The organism is Streptomyces sp. NPDC093071 (assembly GCF_044754545.1).
Classification (GTDB): Bacteria; Actinomycetota; Actinomycetes; order Streptomycetales; family Streptomycetaceae; genus Streptomyces.
Genome location: NZ_JBIVPH010000012.1, coordinates 46,793 through 60,997 on the forward strand (window position 1 = coordinate 46,793; position 14,205 = coordinate 60,997).

The 14,205-nt window shown below is 71.7% G+C and carries 14 protein-coding genes and 1 riboswitch; of the genes, 4 read left to right on the forward strand and 10 right to left on the reverse strand.

The window, feature by feature from the left end; all coding sequences use genetic code 11:
* Positions 1 to 42: 42 nt before the first annotated feature.
* From ACIQD7_RS30565 to ACIQD7_RS30580, 4 genes are all read right to left on the reverse strand, one after another.
* Positions 43 to 1,071, reverse strand: coding sequence for an ABC transporter permease (locus ACIQD7_RS30565; protein WP_402445868.1), 1,029 nt, complete (start codon positions 1,069 to 1,071; stop codon positions 43 to 45).
* A 353-nt stretch (positions 1,072 to 1,424) separates the two neighbouring features.
* A complete protein-coding gene (locus ACIQD7_RS30570; RefSeq protein WP_402445871.1) occupies positions 1,425 to 2,216 on the reverse strand; it encodes an enhanced serine sensitivity protein SseB C-terminal domain-containing protein in 792 nt (263 codons plus the stop codon).
* Positions 2,217 to 2,336: 120 nt separating this feature from the next.
* Complete coding sequence (locus ACIQD7_RS30575) at positions 2,337 to 3,077, reverse strand: enhanced serine sensitivity protein SseB (protein ID WP_121828709.1); 741 nt, start codon at positions 3,075 to 3,077, stop codon at positions 2,337 to 2,339.
* Between the two features lie 133 nt (positions 3,078 to 3,210).
* On the reverse strand, positions 3,211 to 3,873 hold the full coding sequence (locus ACIQD7_RS30580) for an AAA family ATPase (protein ID WP_402445874.1): 663 nt from the start codon (positions 3,871 to 3,873) through the stop codon (positions 3,211 to 3,213).
* Between the two features lie 151 nt (positions 3,874 to 4,024).
* Positions 4,025 to 4,138: riboswitch (glycine riboswitch) on the forward strand.
* Positions 4,139 to 4,306: 168 nt separating this feature from the next.
* On the opposite strand from ACIQD7_RS30580, the gene gcvT reads away from it, so the two are divergent.
* The 4 genes from gcvT (at position 4,307) to ACIQD7_RS30600 (ending at position 8,720) form a co-directional block, all read left to right on the forward strand.
* Positions 4,307 to 5,431, forward strand: coding sequence for a glycine cleavage system aminomethyltransferase GcvT (gene gcvT, locus ACIQD7_RS30585; protein ID WP_402445876.1), 1,125 nt, complete (start codon positions 4,307 to 4,309; stop codon positions 5,429 to 5,431).
* Positions 5,432 to 5,508: 77 nt separating this feature from the next.
* The gene (gene gcvH, locus ACIQD7_RS30590; RefSeq protein WP_030218599.1) at positions 5,509 to 5,889 is read left to right on the forward strand and encodes a glycine cleavage system protein GcvH; all 381 of its coding nucleotides are present in this window, start codon (positions 5,509 to 5,511) and stop codon (positions 5,887 to 5,889) included.
* Between the two features lie 32 nt (positions 5,890 to 5,921).
* On the forward strand, positions 5,922 to 7,190 hold the full coding sequence (gene glyA / locus ACIQD7_RS30595) for a serine hydroxymethyltransferase (RefSeq protein WP_402445880.1): 1,269 nt from the start codon (positions 5,922 to 5,924) through the stop codon (positions 7,188 to 7,190).
* A 159-nt stretch (positions 7,191 to 7,349) separates the two neighbouring features.
* The gene (locus tag ACIQD7_RS30600; RefSeq protein WP_351973247.1) at positions 7,350 to 8,720 is read left to right on the forward strand and encodes an L-serine ammonia-lyase; all 1,371 of its coding nucleotides are present in this window, start codon (positions 7,350 to 7,352) and stop codon (positions 8,718 to 8,720) included.
* Between the two features lie 303 nt (positions 8,721 to 9,023).
* Here ACIQD7_RS30600 and ACIQD7_RS30605 read toward each other — a convergent pair whose 3' ends face one another.
* The 6 genes from ACIQD7_RS30605 to ACIQD7_RS30630 all read right to left on the reverse strand — a co-directional run bounded on the left by ACIQD7_RS30605 (position 9,024) and on the right by ACIQD7_RS30630 (position 14,165).
* The gene (locus tag ACIQD7_RS30605) at positions 9,024 to 9,251 is read right to left on the reverse strand and encodes a hypothetical protein (RefSeq protein ID WP_402445884.1); all 228 of its coding nucleotides are present in this window, start codon (positions 9,249 to 9,251) and stop codon (positions 9,024 to 9,026) included.
* 86 nt (positions 9,252 to 9,337) lie between these two features.
* A complete protein-coding gene (locus ACIQD7_RS30610) occupies positions 9,338 to 9,553 on the reverse strand; it encodes an EF-hand domain-containing protein (protein WP_121828714.1) in 216 nt (71 codons plus the stop codon).
* 443 nt (positions 9,554 to 9,996) lie between these two features.
* On the reverse strand, positions 9,997 to 10,503 hold the full coding sequence (locus ACIQD7_RS30615; protein WP_121828756.1) for an ATP-binding protein: 507 nt from the start codon (positions 10,501 to 10,503) through the stop codon (positions 9,997 to 9,999).
* A 137-nt stretch (positions 10,504 to 10,640) separates the two neighbouring features.
* Positions 10,641 to 11,408, reverse strand: a complete 768-nt coding sequence (locus ACIQD7_RS30620) for an enoyl-CoA hydratase/isomerase family protein (RefSeq protein WP_402445888.1) — start codon at positions 11,406 to 11,408, stop codon at positions 10,641 to 10,643.
* Between the two features lie 82 nt (positions 11,409 to 11,490).
* Entirely contained in the window at positions 11,491 to 12,744 is a 1,254-nt protein-coding gene (locus ACIQD7_RS30625; protein WP_402445890.1) for an Ig-like domain-containing protein, read from the reverse strand.
* A 203-nt stretch (positions 12,745 to 12,947) separates the two neighbouring features.
* The gene (locus ACIQD7_RS30630) at positions 12,948 to 14,165 is read right to left on the reverse strand and encodes an Ig-like domain-containing protein (RefSeq protein WP_402445893.1); all 1,218 of its coding nucleotides are present in this window, start codon (positions 14,163 to 14,165) and stop codon (positions 12,948 to 12,950) included.
* Positions 14,166 to 14,205: the final 40 nt, after the last annotated feature.

Genomic DNA, 14,205 nt, shown 5'->3' on the forward strand with positions numbered 1-14,205 from the left:
CGACAGCGGCAGGGGCTGGTCTTGCGGATCGTCGGCGAACGGTCAGCGGGAGCCCTTCGGGTCGAGCGCGTCGCGCACGCCGTCGCCGAAGAGGTTGAACGCCAGAACGGTGATGAAGATCGCGAGGCCGGGGATCACCATGAACAGGGGGTCCGACTCGTAGGTGTTGACGGCCTTGGACAGCATCTGTCCCCAGGAGGCGGTGGGGGGCTTCACGCCCGCGCCGAGGAAGCTGAGCGCCGCTTCGGTGAGGATGTTGGTGGGGATCATGAGGGTCGCGTAGACCGTGATCGGAGCCACCAGGTTGGGCAGCAGCTCCTTGCGGAGGATGTAAAGACGGCCGGCGCCCAGGCTGCGGGCGGCCTCCACGTACTCGCGCTCGCGCAACGAGAGGGTCTGGCCGCGGACGATACGGCCGACGTACGGCCAACCGAAGAAGCCGATCACCACGACGAGCGCGCCGATGCGGACGCCCGAGCCCTCGATGCCGAAGAGCTCGTTGGGCAGCACCGAGACCAGCGCGATGGTGAAGAGCAGCTGCGGGAAGGCGAGCATGACGTCCATGACCCGGCTGAGGGCCGCGTCGATCCAGCCGCCGAAGTAGCCCGCGACGATGCCGAGGACGGTGCCGAGGAGGACCGCGAAGACCGCCGCGAGGAAGGCGACGAGCAGGGAGATCCGGGCGCCGTAGACGATGCGGCTGAAGACGTCGCGGCCGTTGACCGGCTCGACCCCGAGGAGGAAGTCGGAGCTGATGCCGCCCCAGGAGCCGATCGGGGTGCCGAAGAGCGGGTCGATCTGGTCCTCGTGGAACTCGTCCGGCGGGTGGCCGAGGAGACCGACGATGAGCGGCGCGAAGACCGCGACCAGGATGAGGAAGACGACGACGCAGGCGCCGGCGAGGGCGAGCTTGTCGCGCTTGAGGCGGGTCCAGGCGATCTTCCAGGGCGAACGGCCCTGGATTCCCTTGTCGGAGGAGCCGGGGGTGCCGGGGGTGCCGGGATCGGCGGGCACGCCGTCGACGGTGGCGGTCGACGCGCCCGCACTGGTCTCGTGCAGTGGTGCCGTCATCGTGGTGAGGACCCCTCTCGGCCGCCGGTAGCCGGCCCTTGCCCGCCGCGGGTAGCGGCTCGGTGGAACAACCTGCCGGGTACCTGCTCGAAAAGGAGCTGAACACCCGGTGTTCCGGGGAGTCTTCAATGCGCTCGTGATCACCCGCCAGCCCTGACGGGGAATGTTTGCTCAAACGTGATGCGGTGCTGCGACTTCCGTTATCCGGACGTCGTGCGGGTGTGAGCGGACCATCTCGGCCCCTCTTCCCCTCAATCGGACATGTCACCCAACTGGGCGTTTGAGCTCTTCAATTGGGGCGAACGAAGGCCTCCAGCGAGGCCGGTGGGGCCACCGGGGAAGAAGGGGCCGTCTCAGTATCCGGACGGGGCCGCCGGCGGGTATCCGTACCCCGGGGCGGGGGCGGAGCCGCGCCCCGCGTGCGCCTCGCGGTCGTAGAAGGGGCGCGCGTTCGCCCGCAGCCAGAGCGCCACCGGGTCGTACGCGTCGGAGAGGGCGACCGTCGAGACGGGCAGCCCGTCGGGGACGGAGCCGATGGACTGGCGCATCATCGACCGGACCGTGTCGACGGCCGCCGGGGAGGTGTCGTACAGGTCGAGCCCGATGACGAGGTACGCGGAGCCGAGCGCGGGCTGCACCCAGCCGCGGCGCAGCGCCCGGACGGCCGGGGTGCGGTGCGCGTTCTGCGTGATCAGGGCGTAGAACTGCGGGATCTCCAGGGCGGGCTCGGTGACCCGCAGCGGACCGGCGGGCATCCGGTCGAGGCCGGTGGCGATCCGGCGCAGGTCGGCCCAGGGGATGCCGACGCCGCCGCCGGGGGCGTGCGGATTCAGCCAGACGCCCCAGCGGTCGGGGTAGAGGGCACGGGCGATCTCGCGGCCGGTGACGCGCTCGTGGGCGCGGTTCCATCCGGAGGCGGCGAGCTCCTGGTCGGAGGTGACGCAGGGCGCGTAGCCGAAGCCGTCGACCTCCATGTTCCCGTACTGGGCGTCGGGCGAGCCGGCCGTGCCCTGCCAGAGCAGCATCCGGAGCTCGCCGTCGGCGAGGGCGTGCAGCAGCCGCTCGTACGCGTCGTAGCGTCCGGGTGCCACCTGGCGCAGCATGTGCTCGACCTGACCGGTCGCAGCGGTGCCTGACGCGCTCACCCTGGGTCCCGCCCCTCTTCCGTCCACCACGTCTGTACGGCCACCGGGTCAGGTGCGGCCGTCGAACGGTTCCGTCGAACCGGTTCCGTCGAATTCAGTTCAGCTTAAACAGGGTGCCGCTCACACGGCGGCGCGCTGGTAGAAGGGGCGGACCCGCTCCACCATCCAGTCGCCCACCGGGTCCTGCGCCATGTCGAGCAGGATGAGGTTGACCGGCCAGGCGACCTCGACGCGGCCGAGGGCCCGGCCGAGGGCGTCCAGGGGGGCGGTGCGGTCGGCGCCCTCCCAGTGGGAGAGCTGGACGCCGATGAAGAGGGCCGGTTCGGTGCCCTCGACGCTGGCGAGGGCGCGGCGGGCGCTGGCGACGACGCCGGTGGCCTCGAACTCGGCGGAGGCGGCGGCGAGGAAGTCGACGGGGTCGTCCTGCCAGTCGGGCTCGAAGAGCCGGACGCGGCCGCCGGACGCGGGCCCGTCGAGCGGGGTCCGGCCGGCCCGGCAGAGCTCGGCGACGGCGGGCGGGGGCAGCGGGACGCCGACGGTGCCGCCGGGGTTCACGGCGATGCCGAGCTGCGGGGGCAGGCCGCGGGCGAAGTCGCGGGCGGGGGCGACGGCGAAGGACATGTGGTCGCCGGCGCAGGCCCGGAGCTGCTGCTCGGAGCTGAAGACGGGAACGTAGGCCGCGCCGTCGATCTCCAGGGTGGCGAGGTCCAGGTCGGGGCTGTCGGGGCCGCCGCCGTTGGGCAGGGGGACCCAGACGGGGCTGCGGCCCAGCACCTCCAGGAGGCGGCCTCCCGCCCCGGGGTCGCCGAGCGAGGCGGCGAGCACCTCTTCGAGCTCGTTGCCCGGCCACGTCACGTCCACGGTCCCGTTCCCCTTCTCCGCACGGCCTGCCGTACCCGGCCGCCCGGCAGCACCCTAACGCCGCCCCGGCACCGCCGTGGCCAGAAGAGAAGGGTACGAGCGGCCCGGAGGGGCCGTGCCGGAGGGCCGTGGGTCAGGCGGCCTCCCCGAAGGAGATCGTCCGGAGGGCGTCGGCGGCGTCCCGGTCGAGCAGGGTCGCCGAGGCGCAGCCGTGCGGGAGCCGGCCGGTCTCGACGGCCCGCAGCAGCCGGCCGACGGCACGCCGGTGGCGGGCGAAGGCGTACGCGGAGACGCCCCGGCCCCGGGCGTCCTGCCCGGCCCTGGCGGTGTCCGGGGTGACGTCGAGGAGGACCAGGTGCAGGTCGCTCCCCCGGCGGCGGGCCTCGCGGGCGAGCCAGCCGCGCACCCAGGACTGGGTGCCGCAGTCGTGCACGATCACGCTCGCGCCGGAGCGCAGGGCGCGGCGCAGCCCGGCGTAGTGCGCGATCCGGACCAGGGGGCGGTAGACCGCGTACGGCAGGAGGCCGGGCATCCGGGCCTCCCAGCGCTCCCGGGCGTCCTGGGAGTCGACGCCCCGGCCCCCGGCGGTCCGTCGCATGAGGGTGGACTTGCCGCTGCCGGGCAGTCCGGAGACGACCACGAGGTCTCCGGCCGCGAAGACGAGGGCGCGGGGGCCCCGGTCTCCGCGCTCGCGCAGGTCCCGCAGGAGCCGGCCCCGTCCCCGGGTCCGGGCGCGGGCCCGTGGGGACGGTATGCCGGTACTCGTCGCATACGCACCGGTGTGCTGGAACGTCATCGCTTCTCCCCCTGCCGGGCCTCAGGAGACCCTTCCCAAGAAGTGTAAAGAAACGGTAATGGGGCACAAGCGATTTGCCGCGCCGACACCGCGTGCAATGATGTGCCCGCCAGGCGCGCACAGTCGCCTGTACAACCGCATACCGGCCGTTCGAATCCGCGCGGGAGAGTTCCGGAGCACTGTGGCTCGTCCACGGAGTGCGTCCGGGCGCCGAAGGAGCAAGACCCTCCCTTGAATCTCTCAGGCCCCGTACCGCGTGGATGAGGCAGATCTGAAAAGCGGGACACCGTGGTGTCCCCACCCAAGGTGCAAGCCGGGATCTCGGTGACGAGATGCCCCCGGTGAACCTCTCAGGTTCCATGACAGATGGGGAGGACGTCCTCGCCCGTCATGTCTTCGTCACCGAACGCCCTTGGGACCCGGGAGCCACCCCATGACCTCTGCCCCCCGCCTCACCGCCCTCGATGCCCTGCATCGTTCGCTGGGCGCGACCATGACCGACTTCGCGGGCTGGGACATGCCGCTGCGGTACGGCAGCGAGCGCGACGAGCACAACGCCGTCCGCACCCGGGCCGGCCTCTTCGACCTCTCCCACATGGGCGAGATCACCGTCACCGGCCCGCAGGCCGTCGAGCTGCTCGACTTCGCCCTGGTCGGCAACATCTCCACGGTGGGCACCGGCCGCGCCCGGTACACCATGATCTGTCGCGAGGACGGCGGCATCCTGGACGACCTGATCGTCTACCGCCTCGGTGACACGGAGTACATGGTCGTCGCCAACGCCTCCAACGCCCAGACCGTCCTGGACACCCTCACCGAGCGCGCGGCCGGCTTCGACGCCGAGGTCCGCGACGACCGCGACGCGTACGCCCTGATCGCGGTCCAGGGCCCGGAGTCCCCCGGCATCCTGAAGGCGGTCACCGACGCCGACCTGGACGGCCTGAAGTACTACGCCGGCCTGCCGGGCACGGTCGCGGGCGTGCCCGCGCTGATCGCCCGCACCGGCTACACCGGCGAGGACGGCTTCGAGCTCTTCCTGAAGCCGGAGCACGCCGAGGGCGTGTGGAAGGCGCTGACCGCGGCGGGCGAGGGCGTCGGCCTGATCCCCTGCGGCCTGTCCTGCCGCGACACGCTCCGCCTGGAGGCGGGGATGCCGCTGTACGGCCACGAGCTGACCACCTCCCTCACCCCCTTCGACGCCGGTCTCGGCCGGGTCGTGAAGTTCGAGAAGACGACCAACGAGGGCCGTTTCGTCGGCCGCGAGGCCCTGGAGAAGGCCGCCGAGCGCGCCGAGACCGCCCCGCCGCGCAAGCTGGTCGGCCTGATCGCCGAGGGCCGCCGGGTCCCGCGCGCCGGTTTCTCCGTCGTCAAGGACGGCGCCGTGATCGGCGAGGTCACCTCCGGGGCCCCGTCCCCGACCCTCGGAAAGCCGATCGCGATGGCCTACGTGGACGCGGCGCACGCGGAGCCCGGCACCCAGGGTGTAGGTGTGGACGTCCGGGGCACCCACGAGCCGTACGAGGTCGTGGCGCTGCCGTTCTACAAGCGCCAGAAGTGACGAAGTCGTCCCACCGCGCGTCTCACCCCGCAAGACCCACGTTCATCAGCACTCCCCCGATCCAGGAGAATCAGGTCATGAGCAACCCCCAGCAGCTGCGGTACACCAAGGAGCACGAGTGGCTGTCGGACGCCGAGGACGGCGTCGCGACCGTCGGCATCACGGAGTTCGCGGCCAACGCGCTCGGTGACGTCGTCTACGCCCAGCTCCCCGAGGTCGGCGACACCGTCACCGCGGGCGAGACCTGCGGCGAGCTGGAGTCGACGAAGTCCGTGAGCGACCTGTACTCCCCCGTGTCGGGTGAGGTCGTCGCCGCCAACCAGGACGTGGTGGACGACCCGTCCCTGGTGAACACGGCTCCGTTCGAGGGTGGCTGGCTGTTCAAGGTGCGCGTCGCGGGTGAGCCGGACGACCTGCTCACCGCCGACGAGTACGCCGCGTTCTCCGCCGGGAACTGAGACCGGGCCCGAGACCCCTTAGGGATCGATTCATGTCGCTTCTGAACACCCCCCTCCACGAGCTGGACCCCGACGTCGCCGCCGCCGTCGACGCCGAGCTCCGCCGTCAGCAGTCCACCCTCGAGATGATCGCCTCGGAGAACTTCGCTCCGGTCGCGGTCATGGAGGCCCAGGGCTCCGTCCTCACCAACAAGTACGCCGAGGGCTACCCGGGCCGCCGCTACTACGGCGGCTGCGAGCACGTCGACGTGGCCGAGCAGATCGCCATCGACCGGATCAAGGACCTGTTCGGCGCCGAGTACGCCAACGTCCAGCCGCACTCCGGCGCCTCCGCGAACCAGGCCGCCCTCTTCGCGATCGCCCAGCCGGGCGACACGATCCTGGGCCTGGACCTGGCGCACGGCGGCCACCTCACCCACGGGATGCGCCTGAACTTCTCCGGCAAGCAGTTCGACGTGGTCGCGTACCACGTGGACGGGGCCGGTCTGGTCGACATGGCCGAGGTCGAGAGCCTCGCCAAGGAGCACCGTCCGAAGGTGATCATCGCGGGCTGGTCGGCGTACCCGCGCCGGCTGGACTTCGCGGAGTTCCGCCGGATCGCGGACGAGGTCGGCGCCTACCTGTGGGTCGACATGGCCCACTTCGCGGGCCTGGTCGCCGCCGGTCTGCACCCGAACCCGGTCGAGTACGCGGACGTGGTGACCTCCACCACGCACAAGACGCTCGGCGGTCCGCGCGGCGGCATCATCCTGGCGAAGAAGGAGTTCGCGAAGAAGCTGAACTCCTCCGTCTTCCCGGGCTTCCAGGGCGGCCCCCTGGAGCACGTGATCGCGGCCAAGGCCGTCTCCTTCAAGGTCGCGGCCTCGGAGGAGTTCAAGGAGCGCCAGCAGCGCACCCTGGACGGCGCCCGCATCATCGCCGAGCGCCTGGTCCAGGACGACGTGACCGCCCACGGCGTCTCGGTCCTGTCCGGCGGCACGGACGTGCACCTGCTCCTGGTCGACCTGCGCGACTCGGAGCTGGACGGCCAGCAGGCCGAGGACCGGCTGCACGAGGTCGGCATCACGGTCAACCGGAACGCGGTCCCGAACGACCCGCGTCCCCCGATGGTCACCTCGGGCCTGCGCATCGGCACGCCGGCGCTCGCGACCCGCGGCTTCGGGGCCGAGGACTTCCGCGAGGTCGCGGACGTCATCGCCGAGACCCTGAAGCCGGGCTTCGACGCGGAGAAGGCCGAGGCCCTCAAGGCCCGGGTGACCGCCCTCGCGGACAAGCACCCGCTGTACCCCGGCCTGAAGTGATCTCGTAGTAATTTCGTACGCTTTTGTTCGTACGGACATCCGGGGCACCGCGCACACTGGAACGACGGGCGCGGTGCCCCGACCCATGTCCCCCGCCCCACTCGCTCTCTGCACCACCCCGGCAGACAACGACGTCCAGCCCCCACAAGGAGTCCTCCCGTGGCCATCTCGGTCTTCGACCTGTTCTCGATCGGCATCGGCCCGTCGAGCTCCCACACGGTGGGCCCCATGCGCGCGGCCCGGATGTTCGCCCGCCGGCTGAAGAACGAGGGCCTGCTGGCCCACACGGCGAAGGTGCGGGCGGAGCTGTACGGCTCGCTGGGCGCGACCGGCCACGGCCACGGCACCCCCAAGGCGGTGCTGCTCGGCCTGGAGGGGAACTCCCCGCGCACGGTCGACGTCGAGCACGCGGACGAGGAGTTCGAGCGGATCAAGGCGAGCGGCCGGATCAACCTGCTCGGCGCGCACGAGATCCCCTTCGACTTCGACGCCGACCTGATCCTGCACCGGCGCAAGGCGCTCCCGTACCACGCCAACGGCATGACGGTCTTCGCGTACGACGCGGAGGGCGGGCTCGTCCTGGAGAAGACGTACTACTCGGTGGGCGGCGGCTTCGTAGTCGACGAGGACGCGGTGGCCGGCGAGAACCCGATCGTGCCGGACGACACGGTTCTGAAGTACCCCTTCCGCACCGGCGACGAGCTGCTCCGCCTCGCGAAGGAGACCGGTCTGTCGATCTCCGCGATGATGCTGGAGAACGAGAAGGCCTGGCGGACCGAGGACGAGATCCGCGCGGGCCTCCTGGAGATCTGGCGGGTCATGCAGTCCTGCGTCTCGCGCGGCATGTCCCGCGAGGGGATCCTGCCCGGCGGCCTGAAGGTGCGCCGCCGCGCGGCGAACTCGGCCCGCAAGCTGCGCTCCGAGGGGAACCCGGCGGCCCACTCGATGGAGTGGATCACCCTGTACGCGATGGCGGTGAACGAGGAGAACGCGGCGGGCGGCCGGGTGGTCACCGCCCCGACGAACGGCGCGGCCGGCATCATCCCCGCCGTCCTGCACTACTACATGAACTTCGTGCCTGGCGCGGACGAGGACGGCGTGGTCCGCTTCCTCCTCGCGGCCGGCGCGGTCGGGATGCTCTTCAAGGAGAACGCCTCGATCTCCGGCGCCGAGGTCGGCTGCCAGGGCGAGGTCGGCTCGGCCTGCTCGATGGCGGCCGGCGCCCTGGCCGAGGTCCTCGGCGGCTCCCCCGAGCAGGTGGAGAACGCCGCCGAGATCGGCATGGAGCACAACCTGGGCCTGACCTGCGACCCGGTCGGCGGCCTGGTCCAGATCCCCTGCATCGAACGCAACGGCATGGCCGCGGTCAAGGCCGTCACGGCCGCGAAGATGTCGATGCGCGGCGACGGCAGCCACCTGGTCTCCCTCGACAAGGTCATCAAGACCATGAAGGAGACGGGCGCGGACATGAGCGTCAAGTACAAGGAGACGGCGCGGGGCGGGCTCGCGGTGAACATCATCGAGTGCTGAGGCGGCGGGCCCTCACCGGCCCGCCCGGAGCGGCGCCCACAGATCGAGGCTCCACACGTCGCCGTGGCCGACGCGGTCACCGCGCTCCTCGTCCGCGTCGTCCACGACGAGGACGGAGACGTGCGAGGACGCGGCCCGGTACCGGAGGAATCCGCCCTGGTCGGTGACCGTGAGCTCCGGGACGCCGTGCGTACGGGAGAGCGCGTCGCGCAGCTCCTCCCAGGAGGTGTACCGGGGGAACCCGACGCCCGTGCTCCGCGCCCAGGACCGGGCCAGGCCGTCGTCCGGCGCGAGGCGGTGCAGCTAGACCGTCGCGGTGGCCGCGACCCACTCCGCCCCCGGCCCCGTCCCCGGGTTGAAGGCGAACTCGACGAGCCCGTAGTCCCGCCGCAGCCACGCCCCCTCCTCGCCGACGACGTCGACGAAGGGGTGCCGGAGCGCTCGGTCCACCTCGGTGAGCGTCGAGCCGACGCGGAGGCCGTACAGCTCTCCGGTGGTGAGGAAGGAGGCGAGGAATTCCACGCCGGTCACGGCCGGTGTCCTCCCGTGCGTCGGTCGGGGCCGGGCCCGGACGGGTGGCGGACCGCAGGGTCGCGCGGCCCGTCCGGGCGGGCGGGTCAGGCCTTGCTGAGGTGCGACCAGAACTCGTCCCACGACAGCCGGCCGTCGCCGTTGTCGTCGCGCTGCTTGATGATCGCCTCGGCGACCGTCTCGGTGACGTTGAAGTCGCCCAGCTGCGCCATCACGCTCTTGTACTCAGCGGCGGTGATGAAGCCGTCCCCGTCCACGTCGTACCGGTTGAATGCCGTGCGTGCCGACTCGATGTCCGCCACTGTTTCCGCCCCTTCATGGTGCTTGTCTGACGGGGCCAGATTAGCCGCCCCGGCCCCGGCGGCCGCGCCCGCCCGGTTGCCCGCGGGGCGGTGCTTCCCGTTGGTGGACATTGGCCCGATTCGGGACGTTCGGCGGCTCATGTCCGGTGTCCATCATGCGGACGAGCCCGGGAAACACACAACGAACCGCATAGCCATTCACTGTTTACAAGGCAGGTGCCACATGTCACCAACGATTCACAGTTAAAGTGTTGGCGTTTGACCGTTTTTGCCCCACTATGGGCTTTTGGCGATGGCGCACTTGTCTGCCATAGTCGATGACACGACCTCCATTGACCCGGGCCAGGTCGACACGGCGGCCGTGGATACACCCCCCCGTCCACGGCGCATCACACGGAAGCCCCCCGCACGCCCCACCACGGCGCACGGGGGCTTCCGTGCGTTCAGGGGCGGTCCGCGACCCGCATCTCGAACCAGGTCGTCTTGCCGCGCGGCGCCAGGTCCACGCCCCAGCGGTCCGCCAGCTTGTCGACGAGGAAGAGCCCCCGGCCGCTCGTGTCCAGCTCGTGCACCGGCATCAGACAGGGCAGCCCGCGCGAGGGGTCGCGCACCTCGACCCGGATCGAGCCCCGGCGCCGCTGCAAGCGCAGCGCGAAGGACCGGGCGCCGGTGTGCCGGACCGCGTTCCCCACCAGCTCCGAGACCAGGAGCACCGCGTGCTCGGCGATCTGGGGCCCCAGCGCCCACTGGCGCATCACGACGTGCTGCGTGAGCCTGCGGGCCACCCACGCGGACTCGGGGCGGGACGGCAGCCGGACGTCGTCCTCGGCCGGATTCCCGTACAACTCGACTGCTTCGGCGGCCTGTTCGTCATCCGCGGCCAGTGGCCACCGCCCCGCGGCGGCGCTCGCGCGCTGCCGTGGTTGTTCCCTACCCTCCAGGCCCGCCATGCCCCCCATCATGGCTGGACGGAACGGCCCGCGGGGGCCGTTCCGCCGGAATCGGCCCCCCACGGGCCCCCGACGGGCCCCCGGGGAGGTGCCTTACGGACACCTGGCCGACGCCCGACGGCTCCCTTTCGGTCAGCTCAGCCGAATTTCGCCTTCCCGGGGCCCTCCTCGACGAAGCTGCGCATCCCGCGCTCGCGGTCCTCGGTGGCGAACAGACCGGCGAACCAGGTGCGCTCGATGGCCAGACCGGTGTCGATGTCGGTCTCCAGGCCCTGGTCGATCGCCTCCTTCGCGGCCCGCAGGGCGACGGCCGGCCCCTGCGCCAGCTTCGCGGCCCACGCGTGCGCCTGCTCGTACACCTCGGCGGCCGGGACGACCCGGTCGACCAGGCCGAGCGAGAGGGCCTCGTCCGCCTTCACCATCCGGCCGGTGAAGATGAGGTCCTTCGCCTTGGAGGGGCCGACGAGGCGGGAGAGGCGCTGGGTGCCGCCCGCGCCCGGGATCAGGCCGAGCAGGATCTCGGGCTGGCCGAGCTTGGCGTTGTCGGCGGCGATCCGGTAGTCGGCGCAGAGCGCCAGCTCGCAGCCGCCGCCGAGCGCGTAGCCGGTGATCGCGGCGACGACCGGCTTGGGAACGCGCGCGACGGCGGTGAAGGCGTCCTGGAGGGCGCGCGAGCGCTTGACCATGGCCACGTGGTCCATGACCTGCATCTCCTTGATGTCCGCGCCGGCCGCGAACACCTTCTCGCCGCCGTACAGGACCACGGCCCGCACGTCGTCGCGGTCGGTCGCCTCCTGGGCGAGCTCGCGCAGCCGGTCCTGGGTGGCGACGTCCAGGGCGTTCATCGGGGGGCGGTCGAGGCGGATCGTTCCGACGCCGTCGGCGACTTCGAGGTTCACAGTCATGGGAGAAGGTTAGAGGTCGTTAACGCGAGGGGGCCCGGTGCTGTTGCTCACAGCACCGGGCCCCGCCGAAGACCGGGAGCGCCTAGGCGGTCCACTCCGACCACGGCATGTTCCAGCCGTTGAGGCCGTTCTCCGGCTTGATCTGCTTGTCCTTGGAGTTCTTCACGACGACCACGTCACCGATAATCGAGCTGTCGTAGAACCAGGCGGCCGGGGTCGAGCCGTCCCCCGCGCCCCGGGTGTCCGCGAGGCCGACGCAGCCGTGGCTGACGTTCTGCGAGCCGAAGGTGCTCTTCGGGGCCCAGTAGTTGCCGTGCACGAAGGTGCCCGACTGGGACAGGCGCATCGCGTGCGGCACGTCCTTGATGTCGTACTCGCCGCCGAAGCCGACCGTGGCGCCGTTCATCCGGGTCACCTTGTACTTCTCGCTGATGACCATCTGACCGTTGTACGTGGTCGTGGACGGCGCGCCCGCGGTGATCGGCAGCGTCTTGACGATCTTCCCGTCGCGCTCGACCTTCATCGTCTTGGCGCCGGCGTCGACGGTGGAGACCTGGCGGCGGCCGATGGTGAAGGTGACCGTCTTCTTCTGCTTGCCGTAGACGCCGGGGCGGCCCTCGACGCCGTCCAGGTTGAGGTGGACCGTCACCTTGGTGCCGGCGGCCCAGTACTGCTCGGGGCGGAAGTCAAGGCGGTCGTTGCCGAACCAGTGGCCCTCGATCGGGACGGACGGCACGGCCGTCACCTTGATGGCCTTCTCGACGGCCTCGGGGTCGGTGATGCCCCGGGTGAAGTTGATGGAGACCGGCATCCCGACGCCGACGGTCGAGCCGTCCTCCGGCGTGTAGTGGCCGATGAAGGTGTTCTTCGGGACCAGGGTGGTGAAGGTGGTGTCCTTCGCCGACTCGCGGCCCTCGGCGTCCTTCGCGACGGCGTGGACCTTGTACTGGGTGCCCCCGGACAGATGGGCGGTCGGCTGCCAGCTGGCGCCGTCCGCCGCGATCTCGCCCTCGACCTCGGTGCCCTTGGAGTCGGCGACCGTGACCGTGGTCAGCTTGCCCTGCTGGGCGGTCACCTTGAGGGCGCCGCTGGTGGCGACCGAGTCGGCGCCGTCCTTCGGAAGGATCGTCACGACGGCCTGGGAGGCCGCGTTCTCCTGCCGGCCGGCGCCCTGGCCCTCCGGGCCCTTCGCGCCGCCGGTGGCGTCCCCGCCGCCGCAGGCGGTGAGCACCAGGAGCAGCGCCCCCGCCGCCAGGGCCTGGAGCCGGACGCCCCCGCGTCGCCGGCCCCGCCCGGTGGTCCCTACCGATGCCCCCGATATCGGCTGCCCGTTCACTGTGGTCGTCTCCCCTCGCACGGCCCGGCGCTGCCGCGGCCCCACCCCCGTGCGCATTCACTCGCGCACACGGCGCTAGATAATCACACCGCAGGACACGAAAGATCCTCGCGCATGTCACCGTTCCGTCCCGATCGACGTGCGAGAACGACGGAAGCGGCGGGGGTGGCGGGGGACGACGGGAGCGACGGGAGCGACGGGGGTCAGCGGAGCGCGGAGCCCGCCCTCCAGCTCCTCCAGTCCGTGTTCCAGCCGCCGAGCCCGTTGTCGGGAGCGACCTGCCGGTCCCGGGAGTTGACCACCTCGACCACGTCGCCGACGAGGGTCCGGTCGAAGAACCAGCCCGCGGGCGAGCGCTCGCTGCCGCCCTTCTCGTCCCGGAGCCCCACGCACCCGTGGCTGACGTTGGCGGCGCCGAAGGTCTCGGGCGGCGCCCAGTAGTTGCCGTGCAGGAAGGTCCCGGATTCGGTCAGCCGCATCGCGTGCGGCACGTCCTTGATGTCGTACTCGCCGCCGAAGCCGACCGTGGCGCCGTTCATCCGGGTCACGTCGTACATCTCGGTGACGACCATCCTCCCGTTGTACGTGGTGGTCTTCGGCGCCCCGGCGGTGATCGGCAGGGTGGCCAGGACCTCGCCGTCCCTGCGAACCTCCATGGTGTGCGCGGCGGCGTCCACGACGGAGACCTGGGAGCGGCCGACGGTGAAGCCGACCTTCCTGCGCTGGATGCCGTACACGCCGGGCGCCCCCTCGACGTCCCGCAGGCCGATGTCGACGGTGACCTTCGTGCCGGGGGCCCAGTACCGCTCCGGGCGGAAGTCGAGCCGCTCCTTGCCGAACCAGTGGCCGACGACCTCGACCGGCGGGTCCGAGGTGATCCGGACGGCGCGCTCGACCGCGGCCCGGTTCTCGACGGGCCGGCTGAAGGAGAAGGAGACGATCATGCCGGTGCCGACCGTGGAGCGGTTCTCCGGCTTGAAGTAGCCGATGAAGCGGGACTCGGGGACCACGGTGGTGAAGGTGGTGTGGCGGGCCGAGCGGCGCCCGTGCGCGTCGAGGGCGACGGCGTCCACGCTGTACTTGGCGGCGAGTGCGAGCCGGCTGCCGGCCGGCGGCCGCCAGCGCAGCCCGTCGGCGGAGAGCTCCCCGGCGACCTCGGTCCGCCGGCCGTCCTCGACCCGGGCGACGGTCACCCGTTCGAGCCGACCGGAGTCCACCCGCACCTCGACCGGCCCCCCGGCCGGGACCGCGCGGCTGCCGTCCTCCGGGGTGACCCGGATGACGTCGCCGGGGGCCCGCGCCTTGCCCGGCAGGGAGAGGCCGACGCCCCCGCCGCCGTCCGCCCCGGTACAGCCCGCGAGGCCCGCCAACAGTCCCGCCACCGCGAGGGCGCGCCCCGCCCGCTTCCATACAGATCTCACGCCCGGCCCAACGACGGCCACCCTCCAGGGGAAACGTGCG